This is a genomic window from Rhizobium etli CFN 42 (assembly GCF_000092045.1).
GTDB classification, from domain to species: domain Bacteria; phylum Pseudomonadota; class Alphaproteobacteria; order Rhizobiales; family Rhizobiaceae; genus Rhizobium; species Rhizobium etli.
Map to the genome: position 1 here is coordinate 468,050 of NC_007766.1, position 19,660 is coordinate 487,709.

The 19,660-nt window shown below is 60.5% G+C and carries 18 protein-coding genes and 2 pseudogenes; 15 read left to right on the plus strand and 5 right to left on the minus strand.

The window, feature by feature from the left end; genetic code table 11:
• Nucleotides 1-2: 2 nt before the first annotated feature.
• The 3 genes from RHE_RS28590 to RHE_RS28600 form a co-directional block, all read right to left on the minus strand.
• Entirely contained in the window at nt 3-278 is a 276-nt protein-coding gene (locus tag RHE_RS28590; RefSeq protein WP_011428720.1) for a hypothetical protein, read from the minus strand.
• The gene (locus RHE_RS28595) at nt 275-2,569 is read right to left on the minus strand and encodes an FdhF/YdeP family oxidoreductase (RefSeq protein WP_011428721.1); all 2,295 of its coding nucleotides are present in this window, start codon (nt 2,567-2,569) and stop codon (nt 275-277) included. Before RHE_RS28595 ends, RHE_RS28590 begins: the two co-directional genes overlap by 4 nt.
• 82 nt (nt 2,570-2,651) lie before the next feature.
• Nucleotides 2,652-4,565, minus strand: a complete 1,914-nt coding sequence (locus tag RHE_RS28600) for a diguanylate cyclase (RefSeq protein WP_011428722.1) — start codon at nt 4,563-4,565, stop codon at nt 2,652-2,654.
• Nucleotides 4,566-4,808: 243 nt separating this feature from the next.
• On the opposite strand from RHE_RS28600, the gene RHE_RS28605 reads away from it, so the two are divergent.
• From RHE_RS28605 to RHE_RS28650, 9 genes are all read left to right on the plus strand, one after another.
• Nucleotides 4,809-5,837: an aldo/keto reductase gene (locus RHE_RS28605; protein WP_011428723.1), complete on the plus strand. Its 1,029-nt coding sequence runs from the start codon at nt 4,809-4,811 to the stop codon at nt 5,835-5,837.
• A gap of 178 nt (nt 5,838-6,015) precedes the next feature.
• Complete coding sequence (locus RHE_RS28610; RefSeq protein WP_011428724.1) at nt 6,016-6,363, plus strand: DUF488 domain-containing protein; 348 nt, start codon at nt 6,016-6,018, stop codon at nt 6,361-6,363.
• A gap of 99 nt (nt 6,364-6,462) precedes the next feature.
• Entirely contained in the window at nt 6,463-6,984 is a 522-nt protein-coding gene (locus RHE_RS28615; RefSeq protein ID WP_011428725.1) for a DUF4142 domain-containing protein, read from the plus strand.
• A gap of 7 nt (nt 6,985-6,991) precedes the next feature.
• The gene (locus RHE_RS28620; protein ID WP_011428726.1) at nt 6,992-7,312 is read left to right on the plus strand and encodes a cupredoxin domain-containing protein; all 321 of its coding nucleotides are present in this window, start codon (nt 6,992-6,994) and stop codon (nt 7,310-7,312) included.
• Between the two features lie 36 nt (nt 7,313-7,348).
• Complete coding sequence (locus RHE_RS28625) at nt 7,349-8,059, plus strand: RNA polymerase sigma factor (RefSeq protein WP_011428727.1); 711 nt, start codon at nt 7,349-7,351, stop codon at nt 8,057-8,059.
• Between the two features lie 743 nt (nt 8,060-8,802).
• Entirely contained in the window at nt 8,803-10,167 is a 1,365-nt protein-coding gene (locus tag RHE_RS28635; RefSeq protein WP_042120012.1) for a TadE/TadG family type IV pilus assembly protein, read from the plus strand.
• A complete protein-coding gene (locus RHE_RS28640) occupies nt 10,164-10,694 on the plus strand; it encodes a TadE/TadG family type IV pilus assembly protein (RefSeq protein WP_020919489.1) in 531 nt (176 codons plus the stop codon). Before RHE_RS28635 ends, RHE_RS28640 begins: the two co-directional genes overlap by 4 nt.
• A 1-nt stretch (nt 10,695) precedes the next feature.
• Nucleotides 10,696-11,280 (plus strand): TadE/TadG family type IV pilus assembly protein, encoded by a 585-nt coding sequence (locus RHE_RS28645; protein ID WP_011428730.1) that lies wholly within the window; start codon nt 10,696-10,698, stop codon nt 11,278-11,280.
• Nucleotides 11,281-11,387: 107 nt separating this feature from the next.
• Nucleotides 11,388-11,936: an MORN repeat-containing protein gene (locus tag RHE_RS28650; RefSeq protein ID WP_011428731.1), complete on the plus strand. Its 549-nt coding sequence runs from the start codon at nt 11,388-11,390 to the stop codon at nt 11,934-11,936.
• A gap of 83 nt (nt 11,937-12,019) precedes the next feature.
• On the opposite strand, the gene RHE_RS28655 is transcribed toward RHE_RS28650, so the two are convergent.
• Nucleotides 12,020-12,859, minus strand: coding sequence for a hypothetical protein (locus tag RHE_RS28655; RefSeq protein ID WP_042120059.1), 840 nt, complete (start codon nt 12,857-12,859; stop codon nt 12,020-12,022).
• Nucleotides 12,860-13,106: 247 nt separating this feature from the next.
• On the opposite strand from RHE_RS28655, the pseudogene RHE_RS28660 reads away from it, so the two are divergent.
• The 5 genes and pseudogenes from RHE_RS28660 (at nt 13,107) to RHE_RS28680 (ending at nt 17,524) form a co-directional block, all read left to right on the plus strand.
• Nucleotides 13,107-14,110, plus strand: a pseudogene (locus RHE_RS28660) (Ldh family oxidoreductase).
• A gap of 162 nt (nt 14,111-14,272) precedes the next feature.
• Nucleotides 14,273-14,809, plus strand: a pseudogene (locus RHE_RS28665) (GntR family transcriptional regulator); the annotation flags it as partial.
• A 4-nt stretch (nt 14,810-14,813) separates the two neighbouring features.
• On the plus strand, nt 14,814-15,599 hold the full coding sequence (locus RHE_RS28670) for a pyrroline-5-carboxylate reductase (RefSeq protein WP_086005060.1): 786 nt from the start codon (nt 14,814-14,816) through the stop codon (nt 15,597-15,599).
• A gap of 89 nt (nt 15,600-15,688) precedes the next feature.
• Complete coding sequence (locus RHE_RS28675; protein ID WP_244425818.1) at nt 15,689-16,051, plus strand: DUF5086 family protein; 363 nt, start codon at nt 15,689-15,691, stop codon at nt 16,049-16,051.
• 285 nt (nt 16,052-16,336) lie between these two features.
• Nucleotides 16,337-17,524, plus strand: coding sequence for a hypothetical protein (locus RHE_RS28680; RefSeq protein WP_011428737.1), 1,188 nt, complete (start codon nt 16,337-16,339; stop codon nt 17,522-17,524).
• A gap of 86 nt (nt 17,525-17,610) precedes the next feature.
• Here the strand turns inward: RHE_RS28680 and RHE_RS28685 are convergent, their stop codons facing one another.
• Nucleotides 17,611-18,159 (minus strand): cupin domain-containing protein, encoded by a 549-nt coding sequence (locus RHE_RS28685; RefSeq protein WP_042120060.1) that lies wholly within the window; start codon nt 18,157-18,159, stop codon nt 17,611-17,613.
• A 142-nt stretch (nt 18,160-18,301) separates the two neighbouring features.
• Between RHE_RS28685 and RHE_RS28690 the strand changes: the two genes are divergently transcribed.
• On the plus strand, nt 18,302-19,636 hold the full coding sequence (locus tag RHE_RS28690) for an aspartate aminotransferase family protein (RefSeq protein WP_011428739.1): 1,335 nt from the start codon (nt 18,302-18,304) through the stop codon (nt 19,634-19,636).
• The last annotated feature ends 24 nt before the right edge of the window (nt 19,637-19,660 follow it).

A 19,660-nucleotide genomic window follows, 5' to 3' on the forward strand; every position in this document is an offset into this window, starting at 1 on the left:
TTTTAAAGCACCGCCAACCTGTAGTGCACTCGCATCGTCCTCGCATCCCGCTTGACGATTTCAACCATATCACCACGCTCCGCCAGCGCGCCGAGATCCCGCAACACCAGGGCATGCGCGATCCCCAGCATGCGCGCAAAGGAGCGGCTGTCGGACGCGATCCCGAGCTCGGCGGCGACGAGCAGACCAGCCTGTATGGAGGTCAGTCCGATGTCCCTATCCTGCGCCGCAGCGACAAGGGCAAGAAATCGGTCTGCGCCGATAGCTTCGCTACTCACGCGGCGTCTCGCTTGCGCAACGAAACCATGATCGATTTCGAGGTCGGCGTATCGCTTTCCTCGCCGGCACTGCCAAGCGGCACGAGCACGTTCAGTTCCGGGTAATAGCCGGCAATGCTGCCCTGCGGAATATCATAGGGCACGAAGCGGAAATCCCGCGCGATACGCTCGATGCCGTCATCGTGATCGCCGATCACGTCGACACGGTCACCAGCCTCGGCATTCATCGCCTTCAGATCCGCCGGATGAATGAAGATGACCTGCCGCTCTCCGTAGACACCGCGATATCGGTCATCGAGACCATAGACCGTCGTATTGTATTGGTCGTGCGACCGGAACGTCTGCAGAGCGAAACGCCCCTCGCCTCTTCGCGCACGCTGGTGCACGGTCTGCTCTGGAAGCGCCGGGCAAGAGAATGATGCCCTGCCTGCCGGCGTCTGCCACTCCCGATGGGCGGCCGGATTGCGCAGATGGAAACCGCGCGGCTTGCGAAGGCGGGCATTATAGTTTTCAAAGCCGGGAATAGTCGCCTCGATATGATTGCGGATGCGGTCGTAGTCGTCGGCCAGCTCTGCCCAGTCGGCCACGGAGGAGCCGACCGTTGCCTGCGCAATGCCGGCAATGATGGCGACTTCCGAGAGGAGATGCGGCGAGGCGGGGCGATTGATGCCGGCTGATCCATGCACCATGCTCATCGAGTCTTCGACACTGATGAGTTGAGAATTACCGGCAGCGTTCAGATCCATCTCGGTACGCCCGAGGCAGGGCAGAATGAAGGACGCCTCGCCGGGCATCAGATGTGAATGATTGGGTTTGGTGGCGATGTGCACCGTCAGCTTCAGCTGCCGAAGCGCTTTTTCGACCAGTGCGCTGTCGGGCGTCGCACGGGCAAAATTGCCGCCAAGCCCGATGAAGGCCTCGGCCGACCCGTCAAGCATCGCCCCGATCGCGGCAAGAACATGGTGGCCATGGTCACGCGGCACGGAGAAGCCGAAATGCTTCTCCAGCGCATCGAGGAAACCGTCCGCAGGCTTTTCATTGATGCCGACGGTCCGGTCTCCCTGGACGTTGGAATGGCCGCGAACCGGGCAAAGACCGGCGCCAGGCTTGCCAATATTGCCGCGCAGGAACATGAAGTTGGCGATCTCCCGGATCGTCGCCACCGAATGCCGGTGCTGGGTCACTCCCATTGCCCAGGTGCAGATGACCCGTTCGGCCCTGATATAGACATCGGCGGCCTCTTCGATGTCCTGTCGGCTTAGCCCCGATTGGTCTTCGATATCAGCCCAGGCCGTCGCCTCGACCGCTGCCCGGTATTGCGCAAACCCGGCGCAATGGTCGGCCAGGAACGCATGATCGAGAACCGGCGGCAGACCGGCGGCAACTGCAGCGTCTTCCGCGGCCAGCACCGCCTTTGCCATTCCACGCACAGCGGCCATGTCGCCGCCGAGCTGCGGTTGCAGATAGAGGCCGGCGATATCGGTCGCGCCGCCGCGCAGCATCTCGATCTTGTCCTGCGGATCGGAGAAACGCTCCAACCCGCGCTCGCGGATCGGATTGAAGACGACGATCCGCGCGCCGCGCATCGCCGCCCGGCGCAGGTCGCCGAGCATTCGGGGATGATTGGTTCCGGGGTTCTGGCCGATCACGAAGATCGCATCGGCCTCCTCGAAGTCCTCCAGAAGCACGGTGCCCTTGCCGACGCCGATCGCCTGGTTCAGCGCGATTCCACTTGCCTCGTGACACATGTTGGAACAATCGGGAAAATTGTTGGTGCCGTAGATGCGCACGAACAGCTGATAGAGGAAGGCAGCCTCGTTGCTGGCGCGGCCGGACGTATAGAACTCCGCCCGATTGGGATTATCGAGGCCCTTCAGAATGCTGCCGATCTCGGCAAAAGCATCCTCCCACGCCACCGGCAGATAACGGTCGCTCGCAGCATCGTAACGCATCGGATGCGTGAGGCGGCCATTGAGTTCCAGTTCGTAATCCGACAACCGGCGAAGCTCGGAGACGGTATTCGCCGCGAAGAAGGCGGGTGTCGCCCGCTTTTCTGTCGCCTCCCAGGCGACGGCCTTCACGCCGTTTTCACAAAATTCGAACGACGAGCCGTGTTCCGGATCGCCCCAGGCGCAGCCCGGGCAATCGAAGCCGTCCGGCTGGTTCGCCTTCAGCATCGTCCGCGCCCCCGAGACCGGCATGCCGCTTTGCAGCAATTGTTTGCCGCAGCTTTTCAGAGCGCCCCAGCCGCCGGCTGCCGCCGATTTCTTGCCGATAAATTTTGTGTCCATGCGCCCTGTATTGTTGAAGGGCGCTAAACATCAAGGGTGTACGAACGATGGCTCGATAGAAGAAACCTATCGAGCGCGGACCCTAACCGGTTTCCTTAAGGGCATGCCCGTTCTCGCGGGAATGCGCCAGAATACGGTTTCGGCCTTGCGTTTTGGCCTCATAGAGCGCGGCATCGGCCTCGGCTAAAAGCCGGTTCGGGCTGGTCCGCAGGGTCGCGCCTGTGGCGCAGGATATGCCGATGCTGGCGGTGACCCGCCCGAATTCGCTGCCGGAATGAACGATATTCTCCTGTGCAAGGCGACGCGCGAATTGTTCGGCAACGATCATCGCGCCCTTGGCGCTGGTGTCGGGAAGGAACACGGCGAATTCCTCTCCGCCGTAGCGCGCAACGATGTCCGCCGGCCGACTGACGGACTGGCGCAGACACTTGCTGACGACGCGCAGGCATTGGTCGCCGGCGGGATGGCCATAGGTATCGTTATAGGCTTTGAAGCGGTCGATATCGACCATCAGCAGGCTGAAAGGCGTATTTTTCCTGGCGCTGCCCGCCGTCTCACGCGCGAAGGCCTCGTCGAAAGCGCGGCGATTGACAATGCCGGTGAGCCCGTCGGTCTCGGCAAGATTCTTCAATTGCTCCGCCGACAGCCTGAGCGCGATCTCCGCCTGTTTCGTCGCCGTGATGTCCGAGACGACGGCCATCGCCGTGCCGTCTCCGGCAATCCTTGTGCGGATGCTGCGCCAATCACCATTGTGAAGCTGAACCTCCTCATCCTTATTGCTGTGCAGGGAAGCGGCTGCGGTCTTGATCCACACTTCCGTATCAACCTCTGTAATAGCGGGGCGCTCGCCGGTTTCGACGACGCGGCGCAGGATGTCGCTGATATGCGCGCCGACCACGCGGGCATCTCCGGAGAGCGGAAAGGCGTCGCGGTACTGTTCGTTGCAAAAGACAAGAAAGCCTTTGCTGTCGTACATGGCGATGCCATCGGACATGTTCGCCATCGCATGCGACAGCAGGTTCTTGCTTTCGCGCAGCTCCCGCTCCAGTGCTGTGCGCTCGGTCACGTCGCGCGTCACGCCCGCAAGACCGATGATCCGTCCCTGCTTGTCCCTGAGCGGCACCTTGGAAGCGAGCAGGAAGCGGCCTTCGATCCGCTCGTTGGAGTCGATCAGCGGCGTCCCCGTCTCCATCACCTGCTGCTCGAGATGATACAATTCTTCAGCCAGCGGCTGCGACATCAGATTGAAATCCGACAATCCGGTCATCTCCGCCGTCGTTCTGAAACGGAAGAGGCGGGTCATGTTTTCATTGACGGTGATGAACCGGCTGTTTCGGTCCTTCACATAGAGATAGTCGGGCGATTGCGAAAAAGCCGTCACCAAAATGCTGCGTTCGAGTTCCCATTGCTGCGTCTTCAAGAGCACAAAACCGCCCAGCACGGTCGCCAGACAATTCAAGGCCGTCAGGGGAAAACCGACGCCGGCCAGCACATGAGCGGTCACCAGAGTGGGAAGCAGAGCCATCGATGCGACCAGCGCGCCGCCAAGGGCGAGGCTCAGCAACGCAACGTCCATGAGCACCGGAGATCTCTTGCGGGTCCAGAAATGGCCGGCCACACCAATGCCGGCAGCCACAGCCATCGTGACAATCCCGTCGACCATCGCCGTGCCGCCGACGGCAAATCGAAAGGCCATCGCCAGCGATGCCGCAAAAGCCGCCGCGATCGGCCCACCGAACATGCCAGCCAATGCAAGCGGCGAAAATCGCAGATCGATATAGATGCCCGGATGAAACTCAACAGCCAGCAATATCGATCCGATGGAGGCGCCGCCGGCTATGATTCCGAAGGCGATCCTCTCCTGCATGAAGGACCGGCGCTGAAACTGAATCGAAAAGAGCGCCCAGAGCGACATTGCCAGGGATACGAAGGAAAGGTTGCCACCGAATTGCGTCCAGATGCCATTCACCGCGTTGGATCCACCTTCCCAAACCATGTAACCACTCTGTCATACGACAGAGTGGTTTGGGCTTCGTTAAATCGGGCAGCTGGATACGCCATTCACCGGCTAATGCATCGGATATCGCGCTCTCCTACGCATGCTCGCTGGGTTGGCACCTTGCCCGGGCCATCGCAGACCAAGGTTTGTCATTTTAGCTTCGATTCCACCCAAAAGCGTTATTAGTTAGAATGCAGTGTCGGGCACGAGCGGTAAACGAATGGGATGCGGGTACTTGACATGAAGACGCGACATTGGGATCGCAGGGGAGACGGCGGGCTTACCTTTACGGAACTGGGGTTCGGAACCGCGCCGCTCGGCAATCTTTATCGGGCGATAACCAATGAGGAGGCGGCAGCAGTATTGGATGCAGCCTGGCAATATGGCATCCGCTACTTCGACACCGCTCCGCTCTATGGACTTGGCCTCGCAGAGAGGCGGGTTGGCCGCTTCCTCGCGACGAAGCAGCGTGAAGATTTCGTCGTATCGACCAAAGTCGGCCGGCTCCTCAAGGTCTGCCGACCCGAACAGCGGACCGGCATCGGCAAATTCTTCGATACTCCCAATCGCCGAGAGGTTTTTGACTATAGCTACGATGGCATCATGCAATCTTTCGAAGCCTCTTTCGAGCGCACCGGGCTCGACAGCTTCGATATCCTGTTCGTGCACGATCTGGATGTCTTCAATCACGGCACCCCGGCGGCCTGCGACCATTATGTCGAGCAATTCATGAGCGGTGGGTATCAGGCGATGACCTCACTACGCGACCAGGGAGTAGTGAAAGCCATCGGGGGCGGGATAAACGAGTGGCAGATGTGCCAGACGCTTGCCGAGCGTGGCGACTTCGATCTGTTTCTTCTTGCGGGACGATATACTCTGCTCGAGCAGGAGGCGTTGGAATCCTTTCTCCCCCTGTGCGTCGCCCGCAATATCGGCATCGTGCTCGGCGGGCCCTATAATTCCGGTATACTGGCCACAGGCCCGGTTGCTGGCGCGCAGTATAATTACTCTGACGCCCCGTCACACATCCTCGATAAAGTCCGGCGCATCGAGCATGTCTGCCTGAAATACAATGTCGCTCTCTCAGACGCGGCTCTCAACTTTCCGCTCTTCCATCCGGCTGTCGTTTCCGTCATCCCGGGTGGCCAGTCGATCAATCAAGTGGCGTCAAACGAACGCGCGCGGAACACACATATCCCTCACGAGCTGTGGGAGGACCTGAAGTCGCTTGGCCTGATGCGAGGTGATGCGCCTGTCGGTGAGTCATAGGGCGGCTGACTTAAACGTACTTGGAAACGGCGGCGGATGACCGCAGTTGAAGGCGAAAAATCAATTGTGACAGCTCAGAGGCAGCGCAGTGTGACTAATTGGCAACCATCGGCCATGAGTGGAACCAAATCCTGCATCTGCGTATTCGCTCGGAATTACCTTTACAGCGGATGAGCAAATGGCCTTGCACATCAAACGAGTCTACGAGCCAAAAGAAGACCGGGACGGCACGCGTGTTCTGGTCGACAGGTTGTGGCCGCGCGGCTTGAAGAAGCAGGAGGCGGCCGTCGATGTCTGGTTGAAAGAGATCGCGCCCAGCCCGGCGCTGCGCCGATGGTTCGGCCACGACCCCGCCAAATGGAGCGAGTTCCAGCGCCGCTATCGCGACGAGCTCAAAAAGAACTCGTCAGCTGTGGAGGAACTCGGACGCCGGATCGGGGAATCGGACGTCACACTTCTCTATGCGGCAAAAGATCCAGACCACAACCATGCGATCGTGCTCCAGCGCTTCATCGGCGACAACTGAAGCGGCCCGACAACCACCTCCCGCTGCGAAGATTTCCGGGAACCTTTTCGATCGATCTGCATCCAATGATCGCTTCCATCCGACATAAGGAGACAGATCATGTTGAAACGAATTCTCGGCGCAACCTTCATCGCGGCGTCGCTCGGAACGGCCTCGATTGCCGCCGACGCCAAGCCGACCGACCCTCAGATCGCCCATATCGCCTATACGGCCGGGCAGATCGATGTTACCGCCGCGGAGCAGGCGTTGAAGAAAAGCAAGAATCCTGAGGTGATCGAATTCGCCAAAACCATGGAGCGCGACCACAAGGCCGTCAACGACCAGGCGCTCGCCCTCGTCAAGAAGCTGAAGGTGACGCCTGAGGACAACAAGATCAGCCAGTCGCTCTCGACCCAGGCGAGCAAGGAACTGAAGACGCTTGACGCCCTCGACGGCGCAGCCTTCGACAAGGCCTATGTCGAAAACGAGGTCGCCTATCACAAGTCGGTCAACGACGCCCTTGCCAAGGTGCTGATCCCTTCGGCTCAGAACAAAGAGCTGAAATCGCTGTTGGAAACGGGCCTGACCCTGTTCAAGCAACACCAGACGCATGCCGAGCATCTCGCTTCGATGATCAAGTAGGGCCGCGATGGGATCGCTGATGAAATTGGCGCCGCTGTTGCTGGCGCTGCTCTGGGCAAGCAGCGGAGTCGCCTCAGCGGCGGAATATAAGGTCACCATCGCAGGCATGAAATTCGGTGCGCCGCCTGCCGAGCTGCATGTCGGTGATGTGATCGTCTGGCGAAACGATGATATATTCCGGCATACGGCGACGGCTCGCGACAAGAGCTTCGATGTCGATCTGCCGCCGAAATCGGAAGCGCGGATGACGGTCCGCCGGGCGGGAGCGGTCGATTTCTATTGCCGTTTTCATCCCGCCATGACGGGCAAGCTGGACGTCCGGCCGTAGGGCCGGGCTCCGATCCAAAGCAATGCGGAGATTTGCATGACAGCAATTGCCGATCCGGTCGCCCGACGCCCCCAGAACATATCAGCAATTCCCGATGCCGAGCTCGTGTCCCTTGCAAAGCAGGGTGACGAGCCCGCCATCCGCGCCATTGTGCAGCGTCACAACCGGCGCCTGTTCCGCACCGCGCGCGCCATCATCCGGAGCGATTGGGAAGCGGAAGACGTCGTGCAGGCCGTCTATGTCAAGGCCTTCACCAATCTGGCGACATTCCGCGGCGAGGCCGAGCTCTCGACATGGCTGACCCGGATAACGCTTAACGAGGCGCTGGGCCGCGTTCGCGCACGAAAGAACACCACCGGGCTTGAGGAAATCGACATGCAGACGACATCGCGGGGTGGCGAAGTCCTCCAGTTCCCCTCCTCGCTCTCGGCAACCGATCCCGAAAGCGAGCTGTCGCGAAGCCAGGCGCGGCATCTTCTCGAACAGGCCGTCGACGACCTTCCGGACGAATTTCGCGCCATCTTCGTGCTGCGCGAGGTCGAGGGCATGAGCACGGAGGAGGCCGCATCCTATCTCGGCATCAAACCTGAAACCGCCAAGACCCGGCTGCATCGGGCGCGCAAGCTGATGCGCCAGTCGATCGAAAAACAGCTCTCCGGCGCTTTCTCTGCGCTGTTCCCCTTCGACGGCGCCCGCTGTGCCTCCATGGGCGACCGCGTCATCGCAGCCCTTCGCCAGACATCGTGAGATCCGGTATCAGCACGCGATTGCTTGGACGCTGCAACGCGAGGCAGGCAGACCGTATGTTCGTCTCGAAATCATCAAGCATTCCAGACGGCGGCGCGGACCGCCGCGACCTTGTCGGCCTCGCCGACGGCGGGATGCTTCCGTGCACGAGGCAAGCGGCGGGACCGGTGAAATCCCGCCGCCGAAGGCATTGAAGACGAGGTGCAGCGCGCTTTCCTGCTTAGCGCCGGATGCGAGACCGCCCAAGGTTATCTCTGTGCCAAGCCGGAACCGGCTTCTGCGGCAACCGAATGCTTGCTGCGCCGGCCGGCCTCGCGAAAACTACCGGGGCGGCGCCGGTCCGCACCGACGTCGATTCGTCCGGAGCTCGATCATTGCGGCAAGCTCGGATTGCAGATGATCAAGGCCAAGAAGGGTGAAGTCAGCGCCCAATCGCAGGCCGTACCGACCCAGATGTCGGAAGGCTGGGATTGCCGCGGTGGGAGACTTTTTCAATAACAGGAACATGTCTTCGCAGGAGGTTCAAAGACGCCTGCACGACCTGCTGGTGCAGCGCTGAGAGAGGCTCCTCCGCATGCGCCGACAGCGTAGCGAATATCCATAATTCGCGACCATGTCCAATAAGCGCAGCAAACGGCGTGCCGACAGTGCATCTTCTACCGGAAATTGGGAATTTAACAAACCCTCAAGTTTTCGAGATACATCTTGCTTTTGCTATTTTTTGTCTTGCGTCACGGTGTCTTTTGAAGTCGGCTCTTTCATACTCACTTGCTCGAATTACGGGCGCCCTCCGTAGTCTTGAAAGGGACAGAGGCGGCAACGTCGGGATCGTCGTTGCCCTCAGCCTCGTGCCGATGCTCGTCGCAGTCGGTGCGAGCTTCGACTATATCCGGAGCTACAATGTCCGGCAGAGAATGCAGAGCGACCTTGACGCGGCCCTGATCGCCGCGGTCAAGCAGATCAACAACACCGAGGATACCGACGCTCTTAAGGAGAAAGTTTCCGACTGGTTCCACGCACAGGTGGACAATAGCTACACGCTTGGCGATATCGACATCGATACCGTGAACCACAACATCACGGCGACGGCGAACGGGACCGTTCCGACGACATTCATGAAGATCGCCAACATCGAGACCGTTCCCGTCAGCGTCGCAAGCGCCGTCAAAGGCCCCGCCACGTCCTATCTCAATGTCTATGTCGTCATCGACACATCGCCGTCGATGCTGCTGGCGGCAACGACGTCCGGCCAGTCGACCATGTATTCCGGTATCGGATGCCAGTTTGCCTGCCACACGGGTGATGCGCACACTGTCGGAAAGACGAAATACGCCAACAACTACGCGTACAGCACGGCAAAGAAGATAAAGCTGCGCGCCGACGTAGCTGGCGACGCCGTCCGTGAAGTGCTCGACATGATCGACGAATCCGACGAGAATCATGAACGCATCAAAGTCGGATTATACAGCCTGGGAGATACACTTTCGGAGGTTCTCGCCCCCACGCTGAGCACGGATACGGCGCGCACCCGCCTCGCTGACGCCAGCTACGGCCTCACCAGTGCGACCTCGAAGGCCGCCACCTATTTCGACGTTTCGCTTGCGACGCTTAAACAGAAAGTCGGCGCCGGAGGGGACGGGACGTCCTCGGGCTCCCCACTCAAGCTGGTTCTCCTGCTGACGGACGGCGTTCAGTCGAAGCGCGAATGGGTGACCGACGGAGTAGTATGGTCGAGCGGGAAGGCGATCTCCGGCTCGTATTGGAACAAGGTGGCGCCGCTCAACCCCGATTGGTGCGGCTATCTGAAAAATCAATCCAATACGATGGCCGTGCTTTATACCGAATATCTGCCGATCACCTCGGACTGGGGTTATAACGCAACCGTCGGCTCGACCATGGCGAGCGCCAAGTGGAAGAGCACCTGGGGCGGCACCATGGACAGCGGCGTGTCGACCAGCACTACGAGACGCGATTATATTCCCTACGCGCTTGCCGACTGCGCATCGTCGAAGAGCCTGTTCATATCGGCATCGTCGTCGACGGAAATCACAGCAGGCCTGTCGACGCTCTTCACTCAATATCTCTCTTCCGTCCGGCTGACCCAATGACCGCACGAAACCGCTTTGCACTGCTTCGCCGCCTGCTCGGCGATCGCAAGGGGGTGGCTGCGATCGAATTTGCGATCCTGGCCCTGCCGCTCTTCATCATGATCTTCGGCATCATCGAAGTGTCGCTGATGTTCTTCGTCAACTCCTCGCTGGACGCTTCCGTTCATAAAATCTCCCGGATGATCCGTACCGGCGAGGTGGCGTCATCGAAGATCACACTGGCCACTTTCAAGAGCAAAATTTGCGACGACATGCTTCTGTCCTTCAGTTGCTCGAGTGGTCTCGTCGTCAAAGTCAACGTGCTTTCCGACCTGTCGTCCGCCACTCGCGCCGATCCGATCGACGACAGCGGCAATCTCGCCGTCACCGAGACTTATGATATCGGCAAGGGCAGCGATTACATTCTGGTGCAGGCGTTTCTGCCCTGGGCAGCCTCCGTCAATTTCTTCAGCCTGTCGAGCGCCAAACTTTCGGACGGCCGCTATCTCCTTGGGTCCTCAGCGCTGTTTCGCAATGAGCCCTTCTGACATGATCACGAAACGGAACCTCGCCCTTCTCAGCCTCACCCGGTCCTGCATCGGTCACCTCGCATGCGACCGCACGGCCGCTTCGGGCGTGGAATTCGCACTGGTGCTGCCGATCCTGATCGTGTTGCTGTTCGGCACCGTCGATCTCGGCCATGCCCTCACCGTCAGCCGCAAAATAGACGAGATCGCTTCCAGTACAGGCGACATGATCGCGCAGCAGAGCACCTGGACGAAGACCGACGTGACCAAGCTTCTTTCCGGCGCGAGCTTCATCCTGCAACCCTATGAGACCACTGGGCTGACGATCACGGTCACGGTCAACGATATCGACAACAGCGGCAAAGCGACGGTCAACTGGTCCGCCGCGTTCAACACCACGTCGCTCGCTTTTGGCACGGCAAGCGCGATCGACATACCGACGAAGATCCAGGAGACGAGCGTCCAGGTGGTGCTGACGCGGGTACAATACACATTGACGACACCGGTGTCGGCGTTTTTCTCGAACTTCACCGGACAGAACGGCTACAGCTTCGACCACCATTTCTTCAATCGCCCGCGCGTGAGCGACACGATAAGTTACAACTAGACTATTTGTTCGTGGCCGGCGGATTGTGAGATCCCGACCGCTTGCCGTCCCGTCGACAATGATGCATTGCTCGCGGCTTGGCCTATTGGCTTCTCACGGCAAATGCAATGAATGATTGTGAATGGGAGCGGCGTAAAGTGACGGCAGGAAGAGTTTTCAGCGGGGTGTGGCGTTTGCCTCTTATCGCGCCCTTCGTCCTCGCAACCATCCTATATTCACGTCATGCCAGCGCGGCGCCCGAGGACGGACAATGGTCGCAAGATCCGGGCAGCCATTGCAGCTTCGTAGCGCCGGCTTCCCTGACTGCCGGACCGACCTTCTGGATCGGCGCCTGCGTCGACGGCAAGGCGTCGGGGGAAGGAATGCTGCGCCGCCGGGATGGCGACAAGGCCGGACCGGCCTTCTTCGGCAGGATGAAGGACGGGATTCCCGAGATCGGGATCATCGATCTCGCCGATGGATACAGGGCGGGCAGTTTCAGCGATGGCGACATCGGCGGGCAAGCCGATCCCGATCCGCAGGACAGGATAGACGCCTTTCGTATCGCGGCCAAGGCTGCGCGGCTCGCCAGAGCCAAATATGCGGCCGAGAAGAACGCGGGATCCGCGCGCCACTATGAGGAGCTTGCCCAGACGTTGGAACAGCAGACCGATTGAATGACAGGCGTATGCGCGAGTCGCTGCAGAGCCGATCCAGCGCTTCGCCCTGTCGCAGGCCAATTACCCGAGATGGGGCCGGCTCACCCGGCGACCTTGACGATGCCGTAGGGATTAAACTTGAACTCGTCCACGTCATAGGTGGAATCGAAGGAGAGGCTTGCGCCCCGCGCCTTGAGCGTCCGATCGAGACCCTGCTTGCCGATCTCGTCGGCAACTGCATCGATGATGGCAACGACCTGCCTTTCGCTGCCCGCCGTCTCCGGAACATAGACATCCGGCAGCCCCACGAGATGGAAGCCGACGCTTTCCAGATAACCGCGCGCCGAGAGCGGCCGCTTTGCGAAGGCCAGGCGACCGACGCGCTGCTGGGCGAGCGGATCGCCGGCGTTCTGCGCCTCGACGCCTTGGCCGATCAGCTCTCTCCATCGATCCAATCCATGTGCGATACCGGCGCTTTCGCCCTTGACGGCAACAGCTCCCGCCTCGATCAACCGCTCGACGAGGCGCAGGGCCGTCATCGACACCTCGACGGTGTCTGCTCGCGCCATGCTCGGCCCGAGGACATAGAGGACGGATTGATGATCGGCGACGGCTTTCTCGTCCGCCTCGTTCCATGCATCGGGTTCGACCCGATCCCAGCAGACATCGAATGACCGGTTCATGCGGTCATCCGGCTCTGCCTGCGAATAATCCTCATCGACGCTGAAGCCGGTGGCGAAATCACGGACGGCTTTGGCCGCCGCTTCGGACAATTGGCAGAGGTCGCGATCCCGCCCGAGGAAGCAGAGGACATGCCGGGGTGTCACCGACGACGCCTCCTCCTGGGTGGTTGTTTCCGGGCCGGTGTCGATAGCGAAAGAAGGTTTCCAGCCGATCAGGGCCCATAGAGACCCCAACAGCGCGCGACGCACGATATGCAAGATCAATGCCTCCGTTCGGTCGAATCTTTACAGCTTCCGCTTGTAAACACATGACATCCGAAACGAAAGCGGGATCATCGCACAGGCGATGCGTCGCGCCCTTAAACATAGGCTTGTCAACTGAGTAGCAGGAAAATGGACACGCCTGTACATTTTCCCTGTCAGCGCGTCGCCACCTTTGGTAAAGAAACCTCTGAACGGCCCGGACCGGTCGGTCTGCAAGGAGAGAAACAGGAGCAGATTCAAGATGTCGGATGAGGTTCTATTCGATCTGGCGGAAGCCGAAAGCTTGGCGATGCGCGCCTGCCGGGCGGCAGGCGCCAGCGAAGCCACCGCCCGTTCCCTCGTGGACGCCACCTTGTCCGCCGCGCTTTATGGACCCCCGGCCGTCGGGTTTCCGCATTTCGTCGATTACCTCGACAGCTTCCGCGAGGGCCGCATCAATCGCGACCCCGCTCCCACCTGTGAGCGTCCTTACCCCGCCTTCTTCGCCGCGGACGCCGATCGGGGGATAGCGCAGCTCGGTTTCGAACTTGCCTTCAAGGATCTGGTCGAAGCGGTGCGTACGCTCGGGGTCGCGGTCTTCACGCAAACGAACAGCTATACCACAGGAGAACTCGGCTATTACGTTCGCCGTCTCGCCGGCGAAGGGATCGTCGGCATCGCCGCAACCAACGCCAATGCCATGGTGGTCGCCAAAGCGGGCGGCCCCGCCGTCTACAGTACGAATCCGATGGCCTTCGGCTTTCCGCTTGGCGACGGATCGCCCCCGCTCCTCATCGACCAGGCGTCGAGCGCGACCGCCTATGTCAACGTCGCCGCAGCCGCGGCGGAGGGACGCAGCATCCCGGAGGGATGGGCCGTCGATGAAGCGGGACAGGAAACTCAGGATGCCGCAAGAGCGGCGGAGCTCTCCTTCACTTCGGCGGGCGCAAGGGCGCTAATGTGGCGCTGATGGTGGAAATGCTGTCGGCCGGCCTGTCCCGTCGCCCCTGGTGATTGGATACACCGTCTTTCAGATCGGGGAGCGCCAGCCCCGCTGTCGGGTCGACAATTGTCGCAATGATGCCGAGGCGCCCCGGCGACGGCCTTGTCGAACGCGCGCGCCGCCAGGCCGACCGCCTGCAGGACCACGGCGTCTTCGTACCCGGCTTCAGCGGCATCGAATATCCGAGGCCTGCACCGGAAGGGCTGAAGATGTCCCGCGCCGTGTTTGAGGCCATCACGAGGATAGCGGAGACTGACTGCTAAACGGACGTCTTCCCTGGCAGATGTTCGAGCAGCGATTTCATGTGACTGACCGGAGGCATGTCAACAGCGTGTCGACAAAGTCAAGCGGAAAAATTAAATTGCCGACACGCTGTTTTTCTGGCCCAATGGACCTGGCCTCTGGAGAAAGGAACTTAAGTGTGCGCCGACGAGCTGGTGGTGACGCTTTCCAACCGCAGCACGATCGTCGCGCCGATCGAAGTCGCGACCTTTCCGAAATATGTCGAGGCGCTCGACATCGCGCAGCGGATGAATACGCGGCTTGCCGCAGCGCTCCGAACGGAAGCCGACCTGAAGATCATCGCCAAACGGCTGAAGTCGTTTGAGGCTGCGGTCAAGACAGGCAATCACCTCGCCATGTCGGAAGCCAACAAGGAATTCCACATGGCGATCGCCCATGCCGGAAAAAATCAGTATCTGGCCTCATTCTACGAGAAGCTTCTGTCGCAGGGCCAGCGCATGCTGCACCTGCATTTCGAATATCTGGAGCGGACGCACGAAGGCTATCTGCTGACCGACGAGCACACGCTGATGCTCGACGCGATCAGGGACAAGAACGTTGATCTGGCCGACGAGCTCGCCCACGCCCATACGCGCCAGTTCCAGGATAATTTCATCAACTTCATGCGCGAGAACTACACGACGGATGTCGCGCTGGGACCGCTGCGAGCTGCGGAGTAACGACGTGATGATCAACAGCATTGGATTCGTCGGCACCGGCGCGATCACCGAAGCGATGGTTCGCGGGCTTCTGGCCGCACCGGCCTACGCCTCCGAGATCCACGTATCGCCGCGGAGCGCACACATTGCCGCGACATTGGCCCAGGAGTTCGCCGCCGTCAGGATTGCCGGGGACAACCAGACTGTCGTCGATCGCAGCGACATGGTGTTCCTGGCGATCCGGCCGCAGATCGCCGAGGAGGTCGTACGGGCGCTTTCGTTCAGAACCGGCCAGGTGGTCGTCAGCCTCGTAGCCGCGACCGAGCGCCAGGCTCTTCTCGATTGGATCGGCACCGACGTGCACCTCGTCCAGGCCATCCCCCTGCCTTTCGTTGCGCAGCGGCAAGGCGTCACCGCCATCCTCCCGCCGGATGCCGCCGTCGCGGCGCTGTTCGATACGCTCGGAACCGCCGTCCAGTGCCAGTCGAGAAAGGAATATGATCTGCTCGCGGCGGCGAGCGCACTGATGTCGACCTATTTCGGCATCATGGAAACCACAGCCGTCTGGCTGGAAAAAAGCGGCCTGGAAAGGCCGAAAGCAAATGCCTACATCGCGCCGCTTTTCGCAAGCCTGGCGCAGAAGGCCAACAGCCCAGGCACCGAGCCGTTCAGCGCGCTAAGCCGCGAATTCGCCACCAAGGGCGGATTGAACGAGCAGGTTCTCTCCGACGTTGACAAGAAGGGCGGCCTCGCTGCGCTGACCGCGGCACTCGACGGTGTGCTCGCCCGCATCGAGGGCCGCAGCGACTGAAGCGCATGCACCCTAAGCGAATATCCCTTACCGTCCTTTTCACAGTCGCCGCGATTTTGGGCCAGGCGATTTTAGCCCGCGCCGAACCGGTGGAGCGACCGCCCATTTCCGCCATTATTCTCTCCGTCTCACCTCGGACCGTCCGTTGGGCCACCGTCCACACGGCTCCCGATCCCGGGGAAGACGATCCCTATTACCACGTCGAGGTGATCGAGAAGGAGCGACGCACGCCGCCATGGCAATTCAAACGGCTTGCCACCCATGTCGTGGTCACGGCCGATGCGTTGAACAGGAGCCGCTCGCGACAGAAAGCCAGGACCTATTTTTACAAAGATATCGAATTCCGGATCGCCTACCAGAACTGGCGCGCCCAGCCTCGACCACAGCGGGAGGCGGGTGTTTGCCGCACCACGATCCTGGAATGCGTCGGCGTCGCCGACAAGCCTGACTGATTTCCGCTCCACCATCAAAAATCGCGGTTGCAATAATTGAAGAAATGCAATTTAGCTCTGACGATGAGTCACGAAACTACTTTTGCTAGAGAAAATATCCTCGCCCGCCCACCGGCGGCGGGCTGGCCGAATGTCTCCGGCCAGCCGGTTCCGGCCGATCCCGATCGCATCACCCCCAATTAGCTGATCTGACGAACCGTGACGTCCCGGCCGCTCTGCGAGCAGGCGCGGCGGGGCATATTCCATGAATTTCCCCGCATCCACTTTCCACACAAGGACATCTCCATGAAGCCTATGCGCAATTTCCGCCTGATGATGGCAAGCACCGCGTTCCTGACGCTGGCCGGCCCGGCGCTCGCCCTCGACGGCGCCGATATGATGAAAAAGCTCAGCGCCGCGACCAATGCCGGCGGCACGGTCATCACCTTCGAGAAGGCCGAAGTCGACGGCGACACGGTGACGGCAACAGGCGTCCAGGTGGGATTTGCGAACCTGCCCGGCGACCCGCTGAAGATCGGCGACCTCACCTTCGAGGGCGTCGAGGAAAAAGAAGGCGGCGCCTATTACGCCAAGACCCTTTCCTTCCCGGATGTCGATATCAGCCAGGAAGGAGGACGCTTTTCCGCCAAGGAGATTCTGTTCACCGGCCTGACGATTCCCGCCAATGCGACCGGCGAGACGCTGGACGACATCCTTCTCTATGAGAACGCCAGCGTTGGGCCGATCGCCCTCAACATCAAGGGCAAGGACGTGCTTGCGATCGACGGTATCGAGGCAAACATGGGACGCCAGGACGGCGGCTTTGCCTATGACGCCAATGTCGCCGGCTTCAAGGCCGACCTGTCGCAGGTCGAGGACGCGGCTGCGAAGGAGGCCATTGAGAAGCTCGGACTGACGACGCTCGACGGCACTATGACGATGAAGGGAAGCTGGGAAGTCGAAAGCGGCAAGGTTGTCCTCGACGAATATGCTTTCGATTTCAAGAATGTCGGCCGGCTGAACTTCGCCGTGGACTTCTCGGGTTATACGCTCGGCTTCATCAAATCGCTGCAGGAGGCGGTCAAGACAGCCGAAGCCAATCCGAACAAGGAAGAGGCCAACCAGGCCGCCGGACTTGCGATGATGGGCCTGATGCAGCAGCTGACGTTCAATAGCGCCTCGATCCGCTTCGACGATGCCTCGATCACCAAAAAGGCGCTCGACTATGCCGGCGCGAAGCAGGGCGTCACGGGCGACGAGCTGGCGCAATCGCTGAAGGCGCTGGTTCCGATGATGATGGCGCAACTCAACATGCCGGAACTGCAAAACCAGATATCGGCGGCCCTCAACACCTATCTCGACGGGCCGAAGAGCCTGACGATCAGCGCCGCCCCGGAAAAGCCGGTTCCGGTGCCGATGATTGTCGGTGCTGCCATGGGCGCGCCGAACACCATTCCTACGGTGCTCGGCGTCAAGGTATCGGCGAACGACTAAGTCAAGATCAACCGCCGAAGGCGGATCCTTACCGATCCGCCTCGGGATCATCCTTCCGAAAACACTGCACGCATTCTGAAATTGCGTTAAAAGGTCGGTGGCGTGCAGGCGCTGATAACCTCGCAGGGCACCGGTCCGACGCAGCGGAACCGATGCGGGCGCCGGCTTTCGAAATAATAAGCGTCTCCCGGCCCAAGGATCCGCCGCTCGTCGTCGACCGTGACCTCGAGTCTTCCCGAGAGCACGATTCCGCCCTCCTCCCCTTCGTGAACAAGGGGAATTTTTCCGGTGTCGGCACCCGGCTGGTAGCATTCCTTCAGGATCTGCAGGCTGCGCCCGAACAGGGTTTCGCCGACCTGCTTGTAGGAAATGGCACCCTTGCCGATCTCCACCAGTTCTTGGGCGGCGTAAAAGGCCTTTTTCGGACGCTCCGGTTCGAAGGCGAAGAATTCCGCCAGCCCGATCGGAATGCCATCGAGGATTCGCTTCAGAGCTCCGACCGAAGGATTGGAGGCATTCGATTCGATCAGTGAGATCGTCGAATTCGGTACACCGGTGCGTTTGGCGAGCTCACGCTGGGAAAGCTTGTGAGCGATGCGCAGGTGGCGAAGGCGGCTGCCGATGTCGACTGACATGATGGATCCGTTTGCGTTGTCCAGAATATCGCAAAACCTATCTTCTTCATTGTTCAATTTCAATAACTTGCATCACCGAAGAAAAGGACTTGTTTGAAAGATTGAAATTGCCATTCTCCAGGCGATTTCAAAGGAGGCCAGGATGGACCAGATCAGCAAGACGAATGCGCCCGTACTCGAAAATTTCTGGATGCCGTTCACCGCCAACCGGCAATTCAAGGCCGCGCCGCGCCTGCTGGCCGCTGCCGAAGGGATGTATTACACCGACGTCGATGGAAACCGGGTGCTGGACGGCACGGCCGGGCTCTGGTGCTGCAACGCCGGCCACGGCCGCAGGAAGATCGCCCAGGCGGTCGAGCGGCAGCTTGCCACGCTCGACTATGCGCCGACCTTCCAGATGGGGCATCCGATCGCCTTCGACTTCGCCGCCAAGCTCGCTGCGAACGCACCGGGCGGCGCTAACGCCAAGCTCGACAGGGTCTTCTTCACCGGCTCGGGCTCGGAATCGGTCGACACGGCTCTGAAGATCGCCATCGCCTACCAGCGCGCCATCGGCCAGGGCACCCGCACTCGGATCATCGGCCGTGAAAAAGGCTATCACGGCGTCGGCTTCGGCGGCATTTCCGTCGGTGGCCTCGTCAACAATCGGCGGGTCTTCCCGCAGATCCCGGCCGATCACATGCGCCATACGCTGGATATCGGGCGCAATGCCTTTTCAAAGGGGCTTCCCACGCATGGCGTCGAACTGGCCGACGATCTCGAACGCCTGGTGCAGTTGCACGGCGCCGAAACCATCGCCGCTGTCATCGTCGAGCCGATGTCGGGATCGGCGGGTGTTGTCCTGCCGCCGAAGGGATATCTGGAAAGGCTGCGCGCGACCGCCGACAAGTACGGCATCCTGCTGATTTTTGACGAAGTCATCACCGGCTTCGGTCGTCTCGGCACACCTTTCGCGGTCGACTATTTCGGCGTCGTTCCCGATCTGGTCACCACGGCGAAGGGCCTGACGAACGGCGCCGTACCCATGGGCGCGGTCTTTGCCAGCCGTAAGGTCCATGACGGACTTATGGTCGGACCCGATACTGCGATCGAACTCTTCCACGGCTACACCTATTCCGGCCATCCGGTCGCTTGCGCCGCAGGGCTCGCCACCCTCGAAATCTACGAGGAAGAAGGGCTGCTGACGCGTGCATCCGACCTGGCCGAATATTGGCAGGACGCCCTGCACTCATTGAAGGGCCTCGCGCACGTCGTTGACATCCGCAATCTCGGCCTGGTCGGCGCGATCGAACTGGCGCCGCGTGACGGTGCTGCCGGAAAGCGCGCCTACGATGTCTTCGTCGACTGCTTCAACAAGGGGCTGCTGATCCGCGTGACCGGCGACATCATCGCTCTGTCTCCACCGCTGATCATCGAGAAGGAGCAGATCGACACGCTCGTCTCGACGCTTGGGGAGGCCCTGAAACGCGCGGCCTAGAGCATTTGCCGTCGGCGATCGGAC